Genomic DNA, 19,981 nt, shown 5'->3' on the forward strand with positions numbered 1-19,981 from the left:
GCCGTTATGAAGTTCCTCAACAAGATTCGCGGAGCGTGGACGCGCCGACTGGCGGCGGGGGCAATGGCAGCCGCCACCCTGCCCGCGCTGATCGGTCTCGCAGGAGGTTCGGCGACCGCTGGCGCATTCTCCCGCCCGGGCCTGCCCGTCGAGTACCTCGACGTGTTCTCCCCGTCGATGAACCGCAACATCCGCGTTCAGTTCCAGGGCGGCGGACCGCACGCGGTCTACCTGCTCGACGGCTTGCGCGCCCAGGACGATTACAACGGCTGGGACATCAACACCGCCGCATTCGAGTGGTACAACGGGTCCGGCCTGTCGACGATCATGCCGGTCGGCGGACAGTCCAGCTTCTACACCGACTGGTACCAGCCCTCGAAGGGCAACGGCCAGGACTACACCTACAAGTGGGAGACGTTCCTGACGAACGAGCTCCCGGCCTGGCTGGCCGCCAACCGTGGCGTTTCCCAGACCGGCAACGCGGTCGTCGGTATCTCGATGGCGGGCAGCGCGGCGCTGACCTACGCGATCTATCACCCGCAGCAGTTCATCTACGCCGGAACGCTTTCGGGCTTCCTCAACCCCTCCGAGGGCTGGTGGCCCATGCTGATCGGGCTGTCGATGAACGACGCAGGCGGGTACAACGCCGAGAGCATGTGGGGGCCGTCGACCGACGCGGCCTGGAAGCGCAATGACCCGATGGTCAACATCAACCAGCTGGTCGCCAACAACACCCGCATCTGGATCTACTGCGGCACCGGAACCCCGTCGGACCTCGACTCCGGTGACAATGGCGCCAATCTGATGGCAGCCCAGTTCCTCGAAGGGCTGACGCTGCGTACCAACAACACCTTCCGGGACAACTACATCGCCGCCGGCGGCACCAACGGGGTGTTCAACTTCCCGGCCAACGGCACTCACAGCTGGGGCTACTGGGGACAGCAGCTGCAGCAGATGAAGCCCGACATCCAGCGGGTGCTCGGCGCACAGTCGGCCACCTAGAAGACCACCCACCCAGGGAGCCTGTCGTCACCCCTACGGCAGGCTCCCTGCTCTGTGTCCGGAGTACGTTGGTGACGATGACTGAGTCCTCGTCGAGGTCCTCGTCCGGGCCCTCGCCGACTGCCCGGATGCTCGGCGGAGTTGCGGCCGCCGCGGTCTCGCTCGGTGTCGCGGCGGTTGTCGGCATTCCGTTCCCGACTCTGGCCCAACCGCTCGGTGCGGTCGGCGCGGTGATCGTCGACCGCACACCGGGCCCCGTCAAAGAGTTGGTGATCCAAACCCTCGGCGGCCTGGACAAGCTCTTCCTCGCCGTCGTCGTCCTGGTGGCGATCGCAGCCATCGCCGCCATCGCCGCGACCTACGAAACCCGGCGCAGGCCGGTCGGCAGCATGATCTTCGTCATCGCAGGACTTCTCGGCTGTGCCGCCGTGCTCTCGCGGCCGGGCGCGGCCCTGCCCGACATCGTGCCGACGGTGGTGGGCACCGCATGCGGCGTGGCGGTGCTGCGTCTCCTTGCGCGGCTGTGGACGGCCCCCGAGACCGGTCACGCCGACGGCGGTGACGAACCCGACGTCACCCGAAGACTGTGGCTGGCCACCGGCGGTCTGCTGGCCTTCGGGCGGCGAGCGGGCTGCTCGGTGTCGTCGTCGGCCGCCTGACCAATTCCGTGGCGGCCGAACGCGATGTCTCGGTGATCCCGCGTCCGCGCATACCCGCTCCGCCGATACCGGCCGGCGTGCAACCGAAAGATGTTGCCCTGCCGAGTTTCATCACCGATGGTGCCGACTTCTACCGGGTGGACACCGCGCTTTCCGTTCCCCAGCTGAGCCGCGACGAATGGCGGCTGCGCATTCACGGCATGGTGGATCGCGAGATCACCTACAGCTTCGCCGACCTGGACCGATTCGAGGCGATCGAGAAGGCGGTGACGCTGACCTGCGTGTCCAATCCGGTTGGTGGCGAATATATCTCGACGGGCATGTGGACCGGTTATCGATTGACCGACCTGCTGCAGGCAGCCGGGGTCTCCCCCGATGCGGACATGTTGCTGTCGACGTCGGTCGACGGTTTCACGGTCGGCACGCCGGTGGAGGCCCTGCGCGACGGCCGGGATGCGATGTTGGCCGTCGGCCTCAACGGGCAGCCGCTACCCGTCATACACGGCTACCCGGCCAGGCTGGTGGTCGCCGGACTCTACGGCTATGTGTCGGCCACCAAATGGGTCACCGACCTGGAGCTGACCCGCTTCGACCGGGCAGAGGCGTATTGGACCAGGCAGGGCTGGGCAGCGCGCGGCCCGATCAAGACCGAGTCGCGCATCGACGTGCCGAAACGCGGCCAGCAGATCGCTTCCGGGGCCACGACCTTCGGCGGAGTCGCGTGGGCGCAGAACCGCGGCGTACGCGGCGTCGAGGTCCGAATCGACGACGGCCCATGGCAACCCGCCCAACTCGGGGACGCCTATTCCGACGAGACCTGGCGATTGTGGAGTTTCGGATGGCAGGCGGACAGCCCAGGCGAGCACACCATCACGGTGCGGGCCACCGACAACACCGGCGCGGTCCAGACCTCGGACGAAGCCCCAACCGTGCCCGATGGCGCCACGGGTTGGCATTCGGTGAACTTCACTGTGGCATGACGCCGAGATCTACTTGCGGGAGAGCTTGCGCCAACTGACGGCGGAGATCACGACACCGATCAGCGCGGTGATCGGGCCGATGACCGACCAGGTGGTGGTGTTGCTCATCGGGCTGCCCTGCAGCACACCGAATCCTTGCAGCGCCCAGATCAGGCCGAACAGCGCCACGATCACACCGATCGCGAATGTCACGACGAATCCCCGGTTCATAGTTGGATGCTACGCGTCACGAACAATGAGGTGGCTGCATCAACCCTGCACGGTGGGCCGCAGGACGATCTCGCCGATCTCGACATCGGGCGGCTGCTCGATCGCGAAGGCCACCGCACGCGCCACCGCCTCGGGTGGAAGGCCGAATTCGTCCATATTGGAACGTATCCGGGCGCGCAGCACGGGATCGTCTATCGAACCGTCGAGCTCTGTGCGGACGAACCCGGGCGAGATCGAGGTGGTCCGGATGACACCGTCGGTGGATTCCTGCCGCAGCGCCTCCATGACGGTCCGTACCGCATTCTTGGTCGCCGCGTAGACGCCCATGTCCGGCACGATCTTCAATCCGGCGGTGGACACCGTGGTGACGAAATGCCCGTGGCCCTGGCGCCGGAACACCGGTGCGGCCGCTGCGATTCCGTGCAACACGCCGCGCAGGTTGACGTCGATCATCGCCGACCACCCGTCGACGTCACCATCGGACAGCGGCCCGATCTTGCTGATGCCCGCATTGTTCACCAGCACATCCAGCCCGCCGAACTCGTTCGTCGCCGTCTCGACGAGCGTCTCGACATCACGCCGGCGGGTGACGTCGACAGAAAGCGCGACCGCGTGCGATCCCGCGGCCACGAGTTCGGCGGCGAGCCGGTCCAGACGATCTTTCCGCCTGGCACCCAGGACCAACCTCGCTCCCCGCGCTGCCAGCAGGCGTGCCGTCGCTTCACCGATGCCGCTACTGGCTCCGGTGACCGCGACCACCGTGTCGGCGATCGGGTCACCGGTCACGGCCGTAGCACCAATTTCCCTCTGGTATGCCGCTTTTCCAGCTCGGTGTACGCGGCGCGGACGTCGTCGAGGGCGAACACCTCGGCGATCGGCACGTCGAGTTCGCCGGTGGCGGCGAGACCCGCCAACTCGGCGATGATCGCGATGTCAGCACCCTCGGCGTTGCCGGCACCCTGGACACCGAACTCCGCGATGGCGCCGAAGTCGATGATGGTGTCGACGCGCTCGGGCGCGACACCCAATTCCTCGACGGCCAGCTTCACGTATCCGCCGCCGAAGAAATCGAGGAAGGCATCGACACGACCCGACGGGGACGCGGCGCGGAGCCGGGCCGCCAGATCGTCGCCGTAGTTGACCGGGACGACGCCGTGCGCCGTCAGCCACTCATCGTTTCCCGACCCGGCGATGCCGAGCACGGTGGCGCCGGCGCGCTTGGCGAGCTGCACCGCGATGGTGCCGACACCACCCGCGGCACCCGCGATCGCGACAGTGTCCCCGGGTTGCAGCCGCACGGCCCGCACGGCCGCGTATGCCGTGGCACCCACGACATACAGCGATCCGGCGACCTCCCACGGCAGGCCCGGCGGTTTGGGAGCCAGCTGGGTAGCGGGCACGGTCACATACTCGGCGTGGCTGGCGCGGTCGTCGGTGAATCCGAGCACCTCGTCGCCGACGTCGAATCCGCTCACACCGGGCCCGAGTTCGGCCACCACGCCCGCCAGGTCGCTGCCTTCGCCTGACGGAAAGGCGGCCGGGAACCGGTCGTGCAGCGCGCCACGGCGAATCATGGCCTCGCCCGGGTTGATTCCAGCAGCACGGACCCGCACGAGCACCTCGCCTGCCGCCGGAACGGGCCTCGGCACGTCACGCACCTGCAGGACGTCGATCCCGCCGTATTCATCGAATTGGACTGCTTTGCTCATGTTTCCTTACGACGAACCAGCCGCCGCAAACATTCCGCCGGATCCGCCTCCCCCGCAGCGCACAGTGAAGTCACAGGGTTTGTCCATATCTTCACGGTGGTGAGCCAAGATCACTCACTGCGCCCCGTCATGCGGGGCATCCTCCTCGATGTCGCTCCTCCACTGATCGCCTACTACGGGCTGCGCGCCGCCGGTGTCTCCGAGTACGCCGCACTGCTGACGGGCACCGTGGTCGCGGGGATCAAGGTCTCCTATGACGCGATCAGGGCGCGCCGGCTCGATCCGTTCGCGGGCTATCTGATGCTCAGCTTCGGTCTGAGCCTCGCGGTGGGCCTGGCAACCTCGGACGCCCGGATGCTGATGGCGGGTAACACCCTCGTCGGCGGCGTCGGCGCGGTGGTTTTCCTCGGCAGTTGTTTCATCGGCACACCGCTGACCCAGATCGTCGCCGAACGGGTCCGGCCCGCCTCCGACGAGGCTGTCGAACCCGGCGAGGCGGCGTTCCGGCGCCGGGTCCACGTTTCGCTCTCAGCGATGTGGGGCATCGGCCTGCTGATCGGGATGTTGATCAGCCTTGCGATCATCTTCTCCCTGGCCATAGACGTCGCGAACGGTGTGAACACGGTCGTTTCGCTGGGTTTCACGGCCCTGCTGATGGCGGCGACCGTGGTGGTGGCCAAGCGGGCCAGGGCCAAGGGGGAACTCCTCCGGGAACAAACGGGAGCCCGCCAAGGTTGAGCGCATCAGACTGAACTTTGGAGGTGTGATGGCTGAATCATCAGCATCGAATGCGGTACCGGTCTTGTTCCTGAGCGAACCGATCGTCCTACCCGGAATGGTGGTCCCCGTCGAGCTCGACGACGCTGCCCGCGCGGCGGTCGACGCCGCCCAGGCCAGCGAATCCGGCAAGCTGCTGATCGCCCCGCGTCTGGACGACCGCTACCCCACCCACGGTGTGATCGCGTCGATCGTGCAGGTCGGGCGCATGCCCGGAGGTGCCGAAGCCGCCGTTGTCCGCGGTGAACACCGGGCCCACATCGGTTCCGGAACCACCGGACCGGGTGCGGCCCTGTGGGTCGAGGTGGAGGAAGCCGGCGAGCCCGAAGCGGTGACCGACGAGACCAAGGCGCTGGCCGCCGAATACAAGAAGCTGCTGCTTGCCATGCTGCAGCGGCGCGAGGCCTGGCAGATCGTCGACGTGGTCAACAAGATCACCGACCCGTCCGCGCTGGCAGACACGGCCGGTTACGCCTCATACCTGACCGACGTGCAGAAGCGTCAGCTCCTGGAGACCGAGGATGCGGCCGAACGACTGCGTGTCCTCATCGCCTGGACCGGCGAGCACCTGGCCGAGGTCGAGGTCAACGACAAGATCGCCGAGGATGTCCGGGCGGGGATGGACAAGCAGCAGAAGGAATTCCTGCTGCGCCAGCAGTTGAACGCCATCCGCAAGGAACTGGGCGAAGGCGAGCCTGAGGGGTCCGACGACTACCGGGCCCGGGTCGAGGCCGCCGATCTACCGGACAAGGTCCGTGAGGCCGCGTTGCGTGAGGTCGGCAAGCTGGAACGCTCCAGCGAGCAGAGCCCCGAGGGCGGCTGGATCCGCACCTGGCTGGACACCGTCCTGGACCTGCCGTGGAACGAGCGGACCGAGGACTCGACCGATCTCAAGGGTGCCCGCGAGATCCTGGACACCGACCACCACGGACTGGACGACGTCAAGGACCGCATCGTCGAATACCTGGCCGTGCGGGCCCGCCGCGCCCAGCGCGGCATGGCCGTCGTCGGCGGCCGCGGTTCCGGTGCCGTGATGGTGCTGGCCGGACCGCCCGGGGTCGGCAAGACCTCGCTGGGTGAGTCCGTGGCCCGGGCCCTTGGCCGCAAGTTCGTGCGCGTCGCCCTGGGCGGTGTGCGCGACGAGGCCGAGATCCGTGGCCACCGGCGCACCTACGTGGGCGCGCTGCCCGGCCGTATCGTGCGGGCCATCGGCGAGGCGGGTTCGATGAATCCCGTTGTGCTGCTGGACGAGATCGACAAGGTGGGCTCGGACTACCGGGGCGACCCGTCGGCCGCGCTGCTGGAGGTGCTGGACCCGGCGCAGAACCACACGTTCCGCGACCACTACCTGGACCTTGATCTGGACCTGTCTGACGTGGTGTTCCTGGCGACGGCCAACGTCATCGAGAACATTCCCTCGGCGCTGCTGGACCGGATGGAGCTGGTGCAGATCGACGGCTACACCGAGGACGACAAGGTCGCGATCGCGCGGGACTACCTGCTGCCACGGCAGGCCGAACGCGCGGCCCTGACCGACGCCGAGGTGACGGTGACGGATGCGGCGTTGCGCAAGATCGCCGCGGACTACACCCGTGAACCAGGTGTTCGCCAGTTCGAGCGGTTGCTGGCCAAGGCGCTGCGCAAGGTGACCACGAAACTGGACTCCACCGAGGCCCCGATCGTGATCGATGAGCCGGATCTGGTCGAGTACCTGGGTCGTCCACGCTTCACGCCGGAGTCCGACGAGCGCACTGCGGTGCCCGGTGTGGCGACCGGCCTGGCCGTCACCGGCCTGGGCGGTGACGTGCTGTTCATCGAGGTGAACTCGAACGAGGGTGAGCCGGGCCTGAAGCTGACCGGTCAGCTGGGTGACGTCATGAAGGAGTCGGCGCAGATCGCGCTGTCCTACGTGCGGGCCCACGCCGAGCAGTTGGGCGTCGACCCGAAGGCGCTGGACCGCCAGATCCACGTGCACGTCCCCGCGGGCGCGGTGCCCAAGGACGGGCCGTCGGCCGGCGTCACGATGGTGACGGCACTGGTGTCGATGGCCACCGGGCGGCAGGTGCGCGGCGATGTCGGCATGACCGGTGAGGTCACGCTGAACGGCCGGGTGCTGCCCATCGGCGGCGTCAAGCAGAAGCTGCTCGCTGCGCAGCGGGCGGGGCTGAAGACGGTGTTCATCCCGGCGCGCAACGAGCCCGACCTGGACGACGTGCCTTCTGAAGTGCTGGCGGTGCTCGACGTTCGGCCGATGACCGACGTCGCCGACATCATCGCCCAGGCGCTGGAACCTGCCGTCGAGGTCTCAACGGCCGCCGCGTAAGGAGACGCGGAGCTCGCCGCCAAAACTGCCGTCCGCCGTTGTGACCCTGGTCGCAACGGCGGACGCTTTTTAGAAATCGGGTATTCGGGGAAATCTGCCCATCAGCGCTTCAGCGGAGTCGATCCGGGGCAGCCCTTGTCGGGCAGAGTGGAAAGTGACGATGGACGGAACGGAACTCGATCAATGGGACCCGGTCGTCACACAGCAGGTGAAGTCGTTGGCCGGCCCGATAGCGAAGTGGTGGTTTCGCTCCGAGGTCAGGGGCCTCGAGAACATTCCGGGCCGCGGGGGTGCGCTCGTGGTCGCGAATCATTCCGGCGGCATGCTGACACCCGACGTCCTGGTCTTCGCACCGGAGTTCTACCACCATTTCGGATACGACCGTCCGCTGTACACGCTCGCCCACTACGGCGTGCTGCTCGGGCCGACAGGAGATTTGTTCCGGCGACTCGGGGTGGTCCACGCCTGCCGCGAGAATGCCGCGGCTGCCCTGGATGCCGGAGCGGTCGTCCTGGTGTTTCCCGGCGGGGACTACGACGCTTACCGCCCGACCGCCGAGGCGAACACCATCGACTTCAACGGGCGAACCGGATACGTCTGCACCGCGCTCGCCGCCGGGGTCCCGATCGTGCCGACTGTCTCGATCGGCGCCCAGGAAAGCCAGCTGTTCCTCACGCGGGGTAATTGGCTGGCCAAGCGGCTCGGGCTGCCCCGCTTCCGCCTGGACATCCTGCCGGTCAGCATCGGGGTCCCGTTCGGCCTCAGCATCATCGTCCCGCCCAACCTGCCCCTGCCGACCAAGATCGTCACCGAGGTCCTCCCTCCGATCGACATTGCCGCACGATTCGGCGCCGATCCGGACGTCGGCGATGTCGACGCGCACATCCGAGATGTCATGCAGACGGCGCTGGACCGGCTCGCCTCACAACGCCGGTTCCCGGTATTGGGTTAGCAGCGCAGAAGCTGCCGGCGCCCAGGCGCTGGAACCGGCCCCGCCAAGCTCTCGACGGCCGCCGCGTAAGGAGAGCCACTGCGCGAGCGACCGGGTGTGTACGCAGGTGACGGCGGGTCACCGTACAGACACGGTCGCTCGGCGTGCGTGGGTGACGCGCGGATGACGCACGGTCCCCATGGGGGTGCGCGATCCGCACTCGGCTGCTAACGTGACGCGCGGCACACTCCGGGTTCGGGGTGGCTCACAACTCAAGACGCCGTTGAGTCGCGGCGGGAGAGTCCCGCCCCATCCAGCCGGCGGGCGCCGCAGGAGCAAATCCTCCCCAGGAATCTCTCAGGCCCCCGTATCGCCGCGACTAGGCACCTCTGGAAAGCAGTCGGCCAGTCCAGGACCGGCTCACCGAAGGGGCAGGTGAAGCGCCGGCAGCGGCGGTTCGTGAAAACTCTCAGGTTCAAAACGACAGAGCGGGGAGGCGCCCGCAGTCCGCGCTCCCCATGGGGCCTGAGATCCTTAGGTTGCTATGTCCCAATCCAGTGATCTGTCCGCTGATTCAGCGGAATCGCCCGCATCGTCCGGCGAGCCACAGCATCTTTCCCGCCAGCTCTCCAACCGGCACATCCAGCTGATCGCGATCGGCGGTGCGATCGGCACGGGCCTGTTCATGGGGTCCGGCAAGACCATCTCGCTGGCCGGCCCTTCGGTGCTGTTCGTCTACATGATCATCGGCTTCATGCTGTTCTTCGTGATGCGGGCCATGGGCGAGCTGCTGCTGTCCAACCTGCATTACAAGTCCTTCGCCGATTTCGCCGCCGACCTGCTCGGCCCGTGGGCGGGGTTCTTCACCGGCTGGACCTACTGGTTCTGCTGGATCGTCACGGGCGTCGCCGACGTGGTGGTGATCGCCGGGTACGTGGCCTTCTGGTGGCCGGACCTTCCGCTGTGGATACCGGCACTCGCGACGGTCGTGGTGCTGATCGGACTGAATCTGCCGACCGTGCGGGCCTTCGGCGAGACCGAGTTCTGGTTCGCCCTGATCAAGATCGTCGCGATCGTGACGCTGATCATCATCGGCCTCGTCATGATCTTCACCAGCTTCCAAGCGCCCACCGGTGCCCAGGCCTCCTTCGCCAACCTGTGGAACGACGGCGGCTTCTTCCCCACCGGCCCAATGGGATTCGTGGCCGGCTTCCAGATCGCGACCTTCGCGTTCGTCGGCATCGAACTGGTGGGCACCACTGCCGCCGAGGCCAAGGACCCGGAACGCAACCTGCCCAAGGCGATCAACTCGATCCCCGTGCGCGTCATGCTCTTCTACGTCGCCGCCCTGACCATCATCATCGCGGTCACGCCGTGGCGCGAGATCGATCCCAAACTCAGCCCGTTCGTGGCCATGTTCAGCCTGGCCGGCCTCGGAATCGCCGCGTCGGTGGTCAACTTCGTGGTGCTGACCTCGGCGACGTCGTCGGCCAACTCCGGTATCTACTCGACCTCCCGGATGGTCTACGGCCTGGCCACCGAAGGTGATGCACCGCGCCTGTTCGGCCGGCTCACCTCACGGCGCGTGCCGGCCAACGCGTTGTTCCTGTCCGGGGTGTTCCTGCTGTCCGGTGTGGTCATGGTCGCCGCCGGCGACTCGATCGTCGCGGCCTTCACCTTGGTCACGACCATCTCGTCGCTGTGTTTCATTTTCGTCTGGACGATCATCCTGGTCAGCTACCTCGTGTACCGGAAACGCCGGCCGGAACTGCACGAGGCGTCGAAGTTCAAGATGCCCGGCGGCATCGTGATGTGTTACGTCGTCCTGGCCTTCTTCGCCTTCCTGATCGTGGCGTTCGCCCTGAAGGAAGACACCCTGCAGGCCGAACTCGTGACGCCGGTGTGGTTCCTGGTACTCGGTATCGCCTGGCTGGTGCTGCGGCGTCGCCCGCAACATCTGGCCCGCGAAGCCGAATTCCGCGCCGAACTCAAGTCGACGGATTCGGACTGACGCTCGGTAGGGTGGCGCCATGGTGGATCTTCGTGATCTGAAGCGACGCATCGTCCATGGCGCCCAACGCCGCATCGTCAATCCGGTCGGCCGCCAACTGCCCGTCACCATGCTGGAGACGGTCGGCCGGAAATCCGGCGAACCACGGCACACCGCCGTGGGCGGCCGGGTGATCGGCGACCAATTCTGGATGGTCTCCGAGCACGGCGACCGGTCCCACTACGTGCTCAACATCAAGGCCAATCCTGCTGTGCGGCTCCGGATCAACGGCCGCTGGCGGACCGGGACCGCGCACCTGCTGCCCGACGACGACCCGGTCGCGCGGCTCAAGGAGCTGCCCACGCTCAACAGTGCGGTGGTCCGGGCCATGGGCAGCGATCTACTCACCCTCCGCATCGACCTCGACTGACATGGCCTTCGACCCGGACCTGGCCGATCGCATCCGCGAGTTGACGGCAACCGAGCGCGGCCTCGACGAGAGACGCATGTTCGGCGGGCTGGCTTTCCTGGTCAACGGCAACATGGCCGTCGCAGCGACCCGCGAAGGCGGCCTGATGGTGCGGGTCTCGCGAGACGACGGCGAGAACCTGCTGCGGCGCGATCACGTCGAACCGATGGTGATGGGCGGGCGCGAGATGCGGGGCTGGCTGCGGATCGCGGGCCCCGGCATCAAGACCCGGCGGCAGCTCCAGTCCTGGGTCGCCCGCGGCATCGATTTCGCCAAGGGGCTGCCGCCCAAGTAATTTCCGCCGCGGCCGATGAGAATCACCATTAACATAGAGCGTGCCTGACAACGACGGGGGCCCGCTCACATGCTGACCGCAGTACGCAAGATCCTCGGTTTCCAGATGACCATCGCCGAGTGGATCGGCACCGCCATCATCCTCGCGGTCCCCTACCTGCTCATCGGCCTGATCTGGTCGCTCACCCACACCAGCCATCTGGCCGGAATGGACGGGGCCGACGCCGTGGTGTCCTTTCTGGGCTCCATCGTCTCCTGGCCGGTCCTGCTGTTCACCAACGTGTGCATGAGCTGAGAGGAGCCGGCGCATGTCTCTCGGCGACACCACTTCCGCCAACCGCATCTCGATCACCCGACGGACAGCTCGCTGGTCCGACGAAGATGTGACCATCGCCGATGCGATGGACCTGTGGGGCTTCGCCGCCGGCGCGGCCAACGTGATCATGCAGCTGTCCTCGCCGGGTGTGGGTTACGGGGTTGTGGAGAGCACCGTCGATTCCGGCAACCTGCTCAAACACCCGTGGAAGCGGGCCCGCACCACACTGAGCTATCTGGCCGTGGCCATCCTCGGAAACCCCGAGGATCGGGCGGCGTTCCGCGATGCCGTGGACGCTGCTCACCGGCAGGTCCGATCCGGGCCCGCAAGTCCCGTGCAGTACAACGCCTTTGACCGTGACCTGCAGCTGTGGGTGGCCGCCTGCCTGTTCGTCGGGCTGGAAGATGTCTACCAGCTGCTGCGGGGTGAGATGACGGATGCCCAGGCCGAGCAGTTCTATCGATCCGCCGCGACGCTGGGCACCACGTTGCAGGTCAGCCCTGAGCAGTGGCCTGCGACGCGGGCCGAGTTCGACACGTACTGGGACACCGCGTGCAGCCGGGTGCGGATCGACGACGTCGTCAGACGGTATCTGCACGACCTGGTCGACCTGCGGATGATCAATCCGCTGCTACGGATCCCGTTTCGGCCACTGCTGAAATTCCTGACCACCGGTTTCCTTGCCCCGGTGTTCCGCGACGCCGTCGGCTTCGGCTGGGGCCGCGGCCGGCAGCGGCTGTTCGAATGGCTGTTCCTGGCGGTGGCTTTCGGCAACCGCTTCCTGCCGGTGTTCGTCCGCCAGGGCGGCAGTTACCTGCTGCTGGCCGACGTCCGCCGCCGCGTGTCGGCCGACAAGGCCCTGATCTGATGCACCGGATCCGCCGGATGTTGGGCCACAAAGCCAGCGTCGAGCAGGTGCTCGAGACGCTGATGTGGCTGGCCCTGCCCTACCTCGTGATCGGACTGGTCTGGACGTTCTTCCATCCCGAACAGGTGCAGCTCATCGAATCGAGCCTGCTGACCAAGTTCCCGGCCGGCGCCGATCTGGTGGCCTTCGGCCAGGTGACGCTGCTGTGGCCGGTGCTGCTACTGGGCGCCGACGTGTGCGTCGCGCTGTGAGCGCAGCAGCCGCGCCGCCACGGCCGCGACGAAAAGCCACAACGCCGCACCACTGATCCATGTCGGCACGTAGTTGAACGTCTCCGTCTGTACGCCGGCGTTGAGGCCCAGGTAGACGCCCACCGACAACACCGCGACGCCGACCCCCGCCGACACCACCATCCAGACCCGGTCCCCCGTGCGGGCGAAATACCTTGCCAGCGCGAAGCATCCGCAGGTCGCGGCCAGGAAGCCGAGCCCGCCGGCCACGCCGTGGATCTTCGCCGAGGTACTCAGCTCCGCCACCCCGGAATAGCCCTGCGGCGCCCCCGGTGGGAACCCGAACCCGGGATCGGTCGGATTGAGCCCCACCACCACACCGGCCAGCAGCCCGTAGAGCGTCACGCACACCGCCGCGACCCGGCCGAACAGCGCACCCGAGACCACACGCCAGATCCCGACGCCGAACGCCATCAGCAACAGCCCGCACACGATGAAGTTCGCGGTCTGCACCCAGCCCCAATCCCCGAGAACCAGCATGGAATTGGCATGCCGGGCCACGTCGAAACCGGGACGGGTGAACGCCAGGGTGAGCGAAACCGTCGAGATCAACAATCCGGCCACCACCCCGGCGGCGAGCAGTGCCGTGGTGAGCAGGGAGGCCGCGGGGCGGGCATCAGGTGTCACGGAAATTCGACGCTACCGTCCGGGCGGCCGCGACGATTGACTAGGGTCTTGCGTCGTGAAGGCTTGCCTCGTCAGGTGTGCAATCTTTGGAGCCGCCGCGTCCGCACTCGCCGGATGCGCGTCGGGAACCGTCGTCAATACCGACGATGCCGCGTCGCCACCGCCCACGAGCACCACCGCGGCGCCACCGGCGTTCGGCACCGCGCATCTGGTCAACGCCGCCGACTACGAGCTCGAGGTGAACGGCCACAAGGCCTATTACTTCAGCACCCCGAGCGGTCGGTGGCAGTGCGCGATCCTGCCCCGCGATCGCGCCGGCTGCCAACCGGCAGGAGGCACATCGGCGATGGCGGTGGCGGGAGCACCCGAGGAGGTGCCCGACGCGACCGGCGGGACGGCAGCACCGAATGCCCTTGTGCTCGACCGGGAAAACGACGCCCAGTTCGCCAACCTGGCACAGCCCGAATTCGCGCAATCGGCCGCCGTCGCGCTGCCGTTCGGGAAGGTGCTGGCAGTGGCCGGATTCCGCTGCAACGTCCAGGAGCAGTCCGGGGTGTCCTGCGTCCGGGAGGTGACCGGCCGAGGTTTCACCTTCTCCGCCGAGGGTTACACCCTGCACTACACAGACGTCCCCTAGCGATGGCTCATGATCAGGATCGGCACCTCGGGTTGGTCATACGACCACTGGACCGACGTGCTGTATCCGCGGGGCACACCGGCGAGATCCCGGCTGGCCCACTACGCCACCGAGTTCGACACCGTGGAACTCAACGGCAGCTTCTACCGCTGGCCCGCTGAGACCACGTTCACCGGGTGGCGCGAGCAGTTGCCGAGCGGTTTCACCATGTCGGTCAAGGCGCCTCGTGGCCTGACCCACTACCGGCGGCTGCGGTCACCGGAGAGTTGGACGCCGCGGTTCGAGCGCTGTTGGCAATTGCTGGGCGCACACAGCGAGGCGCTCCTGGTCCAACTTCACCCCGCACTGGAGCGCGACGACGCACTGCTCACCGGTTTCCTGTCCCAACTCCCCCGCCAGATCCGGGTGGCGATGGAGTTGCGCCACCCCTCGTGGCACGACCCTGCCGTGGATGCGCTGTTGCAGCGCTTCGGCGCGGCGTATGTCGTGATGAGCGGCCCCGGGCTGACCTGCCGTCCGGTGGTCACCGGTGACCTGGTCTATGTCCGGATGCACGGTCCGGGCGACGACGGCATGTACGCCGGTTCCTATTCGGATGCCGAGCTGAGCAGGTGGGCGCAGCAGATCCGGCAGTGGGACCGCGACGACCACCGCGTCGTCGTGTACTTCAACAACGATCTCGGTGGTCATGCGGTACGCAACGCCCGAACACTGAAGCAGTTGGTGTCGGGCGAGTAGGCTGAGTTGGCATGACAACGTCGTCCACATTCGCGATCGTCGGCGGTGGCCTGGCGGGCGCCAAGGCTGCTGAAGCTCTGCGGGACAACGACTTTGACGGGCATGTCGTGCTGTTCGCCGCCGAAGACCAGCTCCCCTACGAGCGTCCACCGCTGTCCAAGGAGTACCTGGCCGGAAAGAAGAAGCTCGACGACTTCACCGTCGATCCGGCGTCCTGGTACCGCGACCACAACGTCGAGCTGAGGTTGGGGACCGAGGTCACCGCCGTCAACGCCGCCGAGCACACGCTCGCGCTGCCCGACGGCACCAGCGTCGGGTACGACAAGCTGCTGCTGGCCACCGGATCCTCGTCACGCCGACCACCGATCCCGGGATCGGACGCCGCCGGAGTCCACTATCTCCGCACGTTCGACGATGCGGCGGCCCTGAGCGCTGCGCTGACCCCGGGTTCGACGCTGGCCGTCGTGGGCGCCGGATGGATCGGACTGGAGGTCGCCGCGGGCGCGCGCGGCCGCGACGTGAACGTCACGGTCGTCGAGTCCGCACACCTGCCGCTGCTGGCCGCCCTCGGCGCCGAGGTGGGTGAGGTGTTCGCGCAACTGCACCGCGAACACGGGGTCGATCTGCGGCTGGACCAGTCGGTGAAGGAGGTCACCACCGACAACGGCACCGCCACCGGTCTGCGACTCGGGGACGGCTCCACCGTCACCGCCGACGCGGTGCTGATCGCCGTCGGCGCGGCACCGAACATCGGACTGGCCGAACAGGCCGGCCTGGCCATCGCGGACGGCGGAGTGCTCGTCGACGCGTCGTTGCGCAGCAGCGATCCCGACATCTTCGCCGTCGGCGACATCGCCGCCGCACAACATCCGTTCTTCGGCGTGCGCATCCGCACCGAGCACTGGGCCAACGCCCTCAAGCAGCCCGCGGTGGCGGCCGCGGGGATGCTGGGCAAAACTGCCGAGTACGACGAACTGCCCTATTTCTTCACCGATCAGTACGACCTCGGCATGGAATACGTCGGCCATGCGCCCGAATATCAGCGAGTGGTTTTCCGCGGTGACGTTGCTGGACGTGAATTCATCGCCTTCTGGCTCGACGGAGCCAACCGTGTTCTGGCGGGGATGAACGTCAACGTGTGGGATGTCCTTGACGACGTCAAGGCGCTGATCCGGTCGGCCGAGCCGGTCGATCCGAAACGTATCGCCGACCCGGCCCAGCCACTGTCGACCGGGTAGCTGGGGGCACCGCGCCTGCCGGGTGCGCTAAATCCGTGCAGCGCAACAACATTCTCGCGCGGTCGGGAGTACGCGCTAACGTGCTTGAGACACGTGCCGGCATCGGCGCCCGCGTGCCGCACCCACGACAGCAGGAAGGTGAGCATCCGGTGAATGTCGCACCCGACGAGCTGTCCGGCACCGAGCAGGCAGTCCTGCTGGTACTGATGGCCGAGTCACGCCCGGTGCCCAACGCCGAGCTGGAGCGGCTCGGGCCCAAACTCGACAAGCCGAAGCGCGACCGGCTCAACCGGTTGGGCCTGATCGAGTCCACCGGCACCCGGCCCCTCGTCCACGAATTGACCGACACAGGGTGGGCGCTGTGCCGATCCCTGTTCGAGGCCGACGCGCCGCCCCGGTCCACCGGGCAGGGCAAGGCCCTCTACACGCTGCTGGGTGCGCTGCACCGCTATTTCGAACACGCCGACCTCGTTCCCGCCGACGTGTTCCTGCCCGCCGAGGTGCCCGCCCAGCCGTCCGCGCCGGCTCCCGAAGCCGGTCCCGAAATCCAGCTGCGAACCGCCTATGCCGGGCTGACGGCCCGGCCCGGAGGCTGGGTGAGCCTGCTGCGGCTGCGTCAGGCCGTACCCGGGCTGCCCCGCCCCACCGTCGACGCCGCCCTGATCAGCCTCTATCAGCAACCCGGCGTCAGCCTGATCCCCGAGGAGAACCAGAAGGTGCTCACCCCCGCAGACCGCGAAGCCGCGGTGGAGATAGGCAACCAGGACAAACACCTGATCGCGATCGAGTCCTGATGGAGTTACAGCACCGCGAAGCGCTCAGCGCGCTCCGCCTGACCTGGGCGCCCACCGCCGACGACCTGTGGCACTCGCAGGGCGCGCTGCACGTGCGCGGGCTGCACGACCGGCCGATGGCCGATGTGATGGCGGCCTTCGGCGATGCCGAACGGGAAACCGACTCCAGCCCGCTGGGTGTGGTGGTCCGCGGCCCGGCCGGATCCGGCAAGACCCACCTGCTCGGTCAGGTGCGTGAACAGGTGCAGACCGGCGGCGGTTTCTTCTTCCTCGTCGAACTTCTGGACGCGGCCAGCTTCTGGCAGTCCGCCCGCGCGGGCATCCTGGAAAGCCTGGGCCGGCCGGGCAGCGAGCGCGAGACCCAACTCAAAGATCTGCTGTGGGAACTGTCCTCGGTGGCCCACATCTCCCGGGCCAATCGTCGCGCCGTGATCGGCGACGACGACCTGACGCCCGAGATCCTCAACGATTTCGTCAACTCGCTGCACAAGGTCCACCGCCACACCGTCAAGCGCGCGCACCACACCCTGCGCGCCCTGGTGCTGCTGGGTGCCGGGGACCTCGAGCTGCAGGACGTCGGCGAGGCGTTCCTGACCGGCAACGGCGAACGGGAAGCCTGGGGGCTGCCCGCACCGGTGCTCACCCCGCAGGAATCGGTACGCGACATCTCCCGGCTGATCGCGCTGGCCGGGCCGTCGGTGCTGGCCCTCGACCAGATCGACACGCTGCTGGCCCAGTCCGTCGATCGCACGGACGCCGTCGGCGCTGCGCCGGACAACCGCGACCTGGAGCACATCGCGCACGGGCTCATGTCGATCCGCCAGACCATGCGGCGCACAGTGGGTGTGGTGGCCTGCCTTCCCGCGGCCTGGGAGGCGATCCAGGACCGGGCCACCGCCACGGTCCAGGATCGGTTCCGGACCACCGCTCTGCTGCAGGGCCTGCCGACGCCCGAGGTCGGCCGCGCCATCTTGGAACGGCGGTTCACCGCCAGCTACGCGTCGATCGGATTCACCGCGCCGTACCCGAGTTGGCCGATCCTGCCCTCGGCGTTCGACGAGGCCACCCAGTACACGCCGCGTCAACTGCTCAAGCGGGCCGACACCCATGTCCGCCGCTGCCTGGACCGCGACACGATCGAAGAGCTGTCCCAACTCACCGGTGAGGTGGCCGAACCACACGAACCCGCTGGGGGCGGCACCGCCGCCGGCGACACCGGCGAGTTGGACCGCCGCTTCGCCGACTACCGGCGCCGCGCGGTGACCGTCGCCGCGCTCGACCCCGACGGCGAGGACACCACGATGCCCGGCCTGTTGTCGGCGGCATTGGACGCGTGGATCACCGAGCTCGGCGAGGCCGGGCAGGCGTTTCGCCCCGATCCGCTGCCGGGCCAGCGGGTGGTGCTGCACGGGCGGCTGCGCCAGACCCTCGACGCCGCCACCGACGACGAGCGGCACTGGGCATTCCGCGCCATCTCGTCCGGCAATGCCGTCGCGGTGCAGAACAGGATTCGGAAAGCCTGGGAAGCAACAGGTTTCAACCCTGACCGGCGCCGGCTGTTCCTGCTGCGCAACACCGCGTGGCCGAAGGGCGCGAAAACCGCGGTGGTGATCGCCGAGTTCGAGGCGGCCGGCGGCCGGGTGTTGCCGATGAACGAGGACGACGTGCGCACCATGACGGCGCTGCGCGATCTGATCGACGACAATCACCCCGATCTGCCTGAGTGGTTGCGCCGGCGCCGCCCTGCCCACGGGATCGGCTGGCTGCGATCCGCACTCGGGGACATCGCGGGCGATCCGCCGCCACCGGCCCAGATCGACGTGGAGGCCGAGCTCGCGACCGGACCGATCCGGGTAGCGCCGCCCGCGCCGGTGATCGAACATTCGCCCACCGCCGTCACCCTGGGCCTGGACAGCCCCGGCGGGCGCCCGGTGGCGGTCGATCTGGCCGCGCTGCGTAAGCACACCGCGATCTTCGCCGGCTCCGGATCGGGCAAGACCGTGCTGATCCGGCGCCTGGTCGAGGAGTGCGCGCTGCGCGGCGTGTCGTCGATCGTGCTGGACCCCAACAACGACCTGTCCCGGCTGGGCGCCCGCTGGCCCGACAGTCCGCCGGGATGGAACCCGGCCGACGACGAACGCGCCGACGCGTACTTCGACAACGCCGAGGTCGTGGTGTGGACGCCGGGCCGGTCGACCGGCCGCCCGCTGTCCTTCCAGCCACTCCCCGACTTCGCGAGCGTCATCGATGACGCCGACGAGTTCTCCGACGCCGTCGAATCCGCCGTCGCCGCACTGGAACCCCGCGCCCTGATCGCCGGCAACACCGCCAAGGCGGAGCGGTCCCGCGCGGTGCTGCGCGAGGCGCTGCGGTTCTACGGTGCCAGCCCGTCGGTGTCACTGGGCGGTTTCATCGACCTGCTCGGCAATCTCCCCCCCGAGGTCAGCGCACTGAGCGGGGCGCACAAACTGGCCACCGAACTGGCCCAGAACCTTCGGGCCGCGACCGTCAACGATCCGCTGTTCGGTGGCTCCGGGACTGCCGCGGACCCCGGGGTGCTGTTGACGCCGTCACCCGGCCACCGGGCCCGGGTATCGGTGATCAGCATGGTCGGCCTGACCAGCGATCAACAGCGCGAAGGGTTCGTCAACCAGCTGCAGATGGCCCTGTTCGCCTGGATCAAGCGCAACCCGGCCGGCGACCGGCCGCTGGGTGGGCTGCTGGTGATGGACGAGGCGCAGAACTTCGCGCCGTCCAGTCACACGACCGCCTCGACGCACAGCACCCTGGCGCTGTCCTCGCAGGCGCGAAAGTACGGGCTGGGACTGGTGTTTGCCACGCAGTCTCCACGCGGTCTGCACAACCACATCCCGGGCAATGCCACGACGCAGTTCTACGGTCTGCTGAACTCCCCCGCGCAGATCGCCGTGGCTCGGGAGATGGCCCGGGTGAAGGGCGGCCACGTCCCCGACATCAGCAAGCTGCGGTCCGGCCAGTTCTATGTGGCGTTGGAAGGCAATGCCTTCCACAAGATCCAGACGCCGTGGTGCCTGTCCAACCATCCGCCGAGCCCGCCGACGACCGACGAGGTCCTCGCGCTGGCGCAACGAGAGCCGGCCGCGCGCTGAG

General features: G+C 67.8%; 19 protein-coding genes, 1 pseudogene and 1 riboswitch. Of the genes and pseudogenes, 16 read left to right on the top strand and 4 right to left on the bottom strand.

The window, feature by feature from the left end; all coding sequences use genetic code 11:
- Positions 1 to 6 precede the first annotated feature (6 nt).
- Positions 7 to 1,002: an esterase family protein gene (locus TX88_RS19045; protein ID WP_044518766.1), complete on the top strand. Its 996-nt coding sequence runs from the start codon at positions 7 to 9 to the stop codon at positions 1,000 to 1,002.
- Positions 1,003 to 1,079: 77 nt separating this feature from the next.
- A pseudogene (locus TX88_RS19050) lies at positions 1,080 to 2,641 on the top strand (molybdopterin-dependent oxidoreductase).
- Between the two features lie 9 nt (positions 2,642 to 2,650).
- Here the strand turns inward: TX88_RS19050 and TX88_RS19055 are convergent.
- The 3 genes from TX88_RS19055 to TX88_RS19065 are packed head-to-tail and all read right to left on the bottom strand — an operon-like array spanning position 2,651 to position 4,560.
- Positions 2,651 to 2,851, bottom strand: a complete 201-nt coding sequence (locus tag TX88_RS19055) for a hypothetical protein (protein WP_044518767.1) — start codon at positions 2,849 to 2,851, stop codon at positions 2,651 to 2,653.
- Between the two features lie 39 nt (positions 2,852 to 2,890).
- Positions 2,891 to 3,637, bottom strand: a complete 747-nt coding sequence (locus TX88_RS19060; RefSeq protein ID WP_110917974.1) for an SDR family oxidoreductase — start codon at positions 3,635 to 3,637, stop codon at positions 2,891 to 2,893.
- A complete protein-coding gene (locus TX88_RS19065; protein ID WP_044518768.1) occupies positions 3,634 to 4,560 on the bottom strand; it encodes an NADP-dependent oxidoreductase in 927 nt (308 codons plus the stop codon). Before TX88_RS19065 ends, TX88_RS19060 begins: the two co-directional genes overlap by 4 nt.
- Positions 4,561 to 4,659: 99 nt before the next feature.
- Between TX88_RS19065 and TX88_RS19070 the strand changes: the two genes are divergently transcribed.
- The 9 genes from TX88_RS19070 (at position 4,660) to TX88_RS19110 (ending at position 12,779) form a co-directional block, all read left to right on the top strand.
- On the top strand, positions 4,660 to 5,298 hold the full coding sequence (locus TX88_RS19070; protein ID WP_244438458.1) for a VC0807 family protein: 639 nt from the start codon (positions 4,660 to 4,662) through the stop codon (positions 5,296 to 5,298).
- Positions 5,299 to 5,326: 28 nt separating this feature from the next.
- Positions 5,327 to 7,660 carry an endopeptidase La gene (gene lon / locus TX88_RS19075; RefSeq protein WP_044518769.1) on the top strand — a complete coding sequence of 778 codons (2,334 nt, stop codon included), beginning with the start codon at positions 5,327 to 5,329 and terminating at the stop codon, positions 7,658 to 7,660.
- Between the two features lie 160 nt (positions 7,661 to 7,820).
- A complete protein-coding gene (locus TX88_RS19080) occupies positions 7,821 to 8,612 on the top strand; it encodes a lysophospholipid acyltransferase family protein (RefSeq protein ID WP_044519581.1) in 792 nt (263 codons plus the stop codon).
- Between the two features lie 263 nt (positions 8,613 to 8,875).
- Positions 8,876 to 8,974: riboswitch (glycine riboswitch) on the top strand.
- A 161-nt stretch (positions 8,975 to 9,135) separates the two neighbouring features.
- Complete coding sequence (gene cycA / locus TX88_RS19085; RefSeq protein WP_044518770.1) at positions 9,136 to 10,602, top strand: D-serine/D-alanine/glycine transporter; 1,467 nt, start codon at positions 9,136 to 9,138, stop codon at positions 10,600 to 10,602.
- Positions 10,603 to 10,621: 19 nt separating this feature from the next.
- On the top strand, positions 10,622 to 11,011 hold the full coding sequence (locus TX88_RS19090; RefSeq protein WP_044518772.1) for a nitroreductase/quinone reductase family protein: 390 nt from the start codon (positions 10,622 to 10,624) through the stop codon (positions 11,009 to 11,011).
- Position 11,012: 1 nt separating this feature from the next.
- Positions 11,013 to 11,345: a TfoX/Sxy family protein gene (locus TX88_RS19095; RefSeq protein WP_044518773.1), complete on the top strand. Its 333-nt coding sequence runs from the start codon at positions 11,013 to 11,015 to the stop codon at positions 11,343 to 11,345.
- 69 nt (positions 11,346 to 11,414) lie between these two features.
- Positions 11,415 to 11,639: a hypothetical protein gene (locus tag TX88_RS19100; RefSeq protein ID WP_044518775.1), complete on the top strand. Its 225-nt coding sequence runs from the start codon at positions 11,415 to 11,417 to the stop codon at positions 11,637 to 11,639.
- A gap of 13 nt (positions 11,640 to 11,652) precedes the next feature.
- Entirely contained in the window at positions 11,653 to 12,528 is an 876-nt protein-coding gene (locus TX88_RS19105; protein WP_044518776.1) for an oxygenase MpaB family protein, read from the top strand.
- A gap of 17 nt (positions 12,529 to 12,545) precedes the next feature.
- A complete protein-coding gene (locus TX88_RS19110) occupies positions 12,546 to 12,779 on the top strand; it encodes a hypothetical protein (RefSeq protein ID WP_409365868.1) in 234 nt (77 codons plus the stop codon).
- On the opposite strand, the gene TX88_RS19115 is transcribed toward TX88_RS19110, so the two are convergent.
- Positions 12,747 to 13,445: a DUF998 domain-containing protein gene (locus TX88_RS19115; RefSeq protein WP_049925075.1), complete on the bottom strand. Its 699-nt coding sequence runs from the start codon at positions 13,443 to 13,445 to the stop codon at positions 12,747 to 12,749. The two genes, TX88_RS19110 and TX88_RS19115, sit on opposite strands and share 33 nt — an antisense overlap.
- Before the next feature lie 55 nt (positions 13,446 to 13,500).
- Here TX88_RS19115 and TX88_RS19120 point away from each other — a divergent pair, with 55 nt between their 5' ends.
- The 5 genes from TX88_RS19120 (at position 13,501) to TX88_RS19140 (ending at position 19,980) form a co-directional block, all read left to right on the top strand.
- Entirely contained in the window at positions 13,501 to 14,082 is a 582-nt protein-coding gene (locus tag TX88_RS19120; protein WP_044518779.1) for a hypothetical protein, read from the top strand.
- A 9-nt stretch (positions 14,083 to 14,091) separates the two neighbouring features.
- The gene (locus tag TX88_RS19125) at positions 14,092 to 14,820 is read left to right on the top strand and encodes a DUF72 domain-containing protein (protein WP_044518781.1); all 729 of its coding nucleotides are present in this window, start codon (positions 14,092 to 14,094) and stop codon (positions 14,818 to 14,820) included.
- An 11-nt stretch (positions 14,821 to 14,831) separates the two neighbouring features.
- On the top strand, positions 14,832 to 16,058 hold the full coding sequence (locus TX88_RS19130) for an NAD(P)/FAD-dependent oxidoreductase (protein WP_044518782.1): 1,227 nt from the start codon (positions 14,832 to 14,834) through the stop codon (positions 16,056 to 16,058).
- Positions 16,059 to 16,207: 149 nt separating this feature from the next.
- On the top strand, positions 16,208 to 16,852 hold the full coding sequence (locus tag TX88_RS19135; RefSeq protein WP_044519583.1) for a hypothetical protein: 645 nt from the start codon (positions 16,208 to 16,210) through the stop codon (positions 16,850 to 16,852).
- A complete protein-coding gene (locus tag TX88_RS19140; protein WP_044518783.1) occupies positions 16,852 to 19,980 on the top strand; it encodes a helicase HerA domain-containing protein in 3,129 nt (1,042 codons plus the stop codon). The genes TX88_RS19135 and TX88_RS19140 overlap by 1 nt, the downstream gene beginning before the upstream one ends.
- Position 19,981: the final 1 nt, after the last annotated feature.

The organism is Mycolicibacterium septicum DSM 44393, assembly GCF_000455325.1.
In the GTDB taxonomy this organism is placed as follows: Bacteria; Actinomycetota; Actinomycetes; order Mycobacteriales; family Mycobacteriaceae; genus Mycobacterium; species Mycobacterium septicum.

What these genes read in the sequence shown, in the direction of transcription:
- TX88_RS19110 (WP_409365868.1), top strand. Translation starts at nt 12,546, where the DNA reads ATGTTGGGCCACAAAGCCAGCGTCGAGCAGGTGCTCGAGACGCTGATG.
- TX88_RS19080 (WP_044519581.1), top strand. Translation starts at nt 7,821, where the DNA reads ATGGACGGAACGGAACTCGATCAATGGGACCCGGTCGTCACACAGCAG.
- TX88_RS19090 (WP_044518772.1), top strand. Translation starts at nt 10,622, where the DNA reads ATGGTGGATCTTCGTGATCTGAAGCGACGCATCGTCCATGGCGCCCAA.
- lon (WP_044518769.1), top strand. Translation starts at nt 5,327, where the DNA reads ATGGCTGAATCATCAGCATCGAATGCGGTACCGGTCTTGTTCCTGAGC.
- TX88_RS19140 (WP_044518783.1), top strand. Translation starts at nt 16,852, where the DNA reads ATGGAGTTACAGCACCGCGAAGCGCTCAGCGCGCTCCGCCTGACCTGG.
- TX88_RS19125 (WP_044518781.1), top strand. Translation starts at nt 14,092, where the DNA reads ATGATCAGGATCGGCACCTCGGGTTGGTCATACGACCACTGGACCGAC.
- TX88_RS19130 (WP_044518782.1), top strand. Translation starts at nt 14,832, where the DNA reads ATGACAACGTCGTCCACATTCGCGATCGTCGGCGGTGGCCTGGCGGGC.
- TX88_RS19100 (WP_044518775.1), top strand. Translation starts at nt 11,415, where the DNA reads ATGCTGACCGCAGTACGCAAGATCCTCGGTTTCCAGATGACCATCGCC.
- TX88_RS19065 (WP_044518768.1), bottom strand. Translation starts at nt 4,560, where the DNA reads ATGAGCAAAGCAGTCCAATTCGATGAATACGGCGGGATCGACGTCCTG.
- TX88_RS19095 (WP_044518773.1), top strand. Translation starts at nt 11,013, where the DNA reads ATGGCCTTCGACCCGGACCTGGCCGATCGCATCCGCGAGTTGACGGCA.
- cycA (WP_044518770.1), top strand. Translation starts at nt 9,136, where the DNA reads ATGTCCCAATCCAGTGATCTGTCCGCTGATTCAGCGGAATCGCCCGCA.
- TX88_RS19055 (WP_044518767.1), bottom strand. Translation starts at nt 2,851, where the DNA reads ATGAACCGGGGATTCGTCGTGACATTCGCGATCGGTGTGATCGTGGCG.
- TX88_RS19105 (WP_044518776.1), top strand. Translation starts at nt 11,653, where the DNA reads ATGTCTCTCGGCGACACCACTTCCGCCAACCGCATCTCGATCACCCGA.
- TX88_RS19045 (WP_044518766.1), top strand. Translation starts at nt 7, where the DNA reads ATGAAGTTCCTCAACAAGATTCGCGGAGCGTGGACGCGCCGACTGGCG.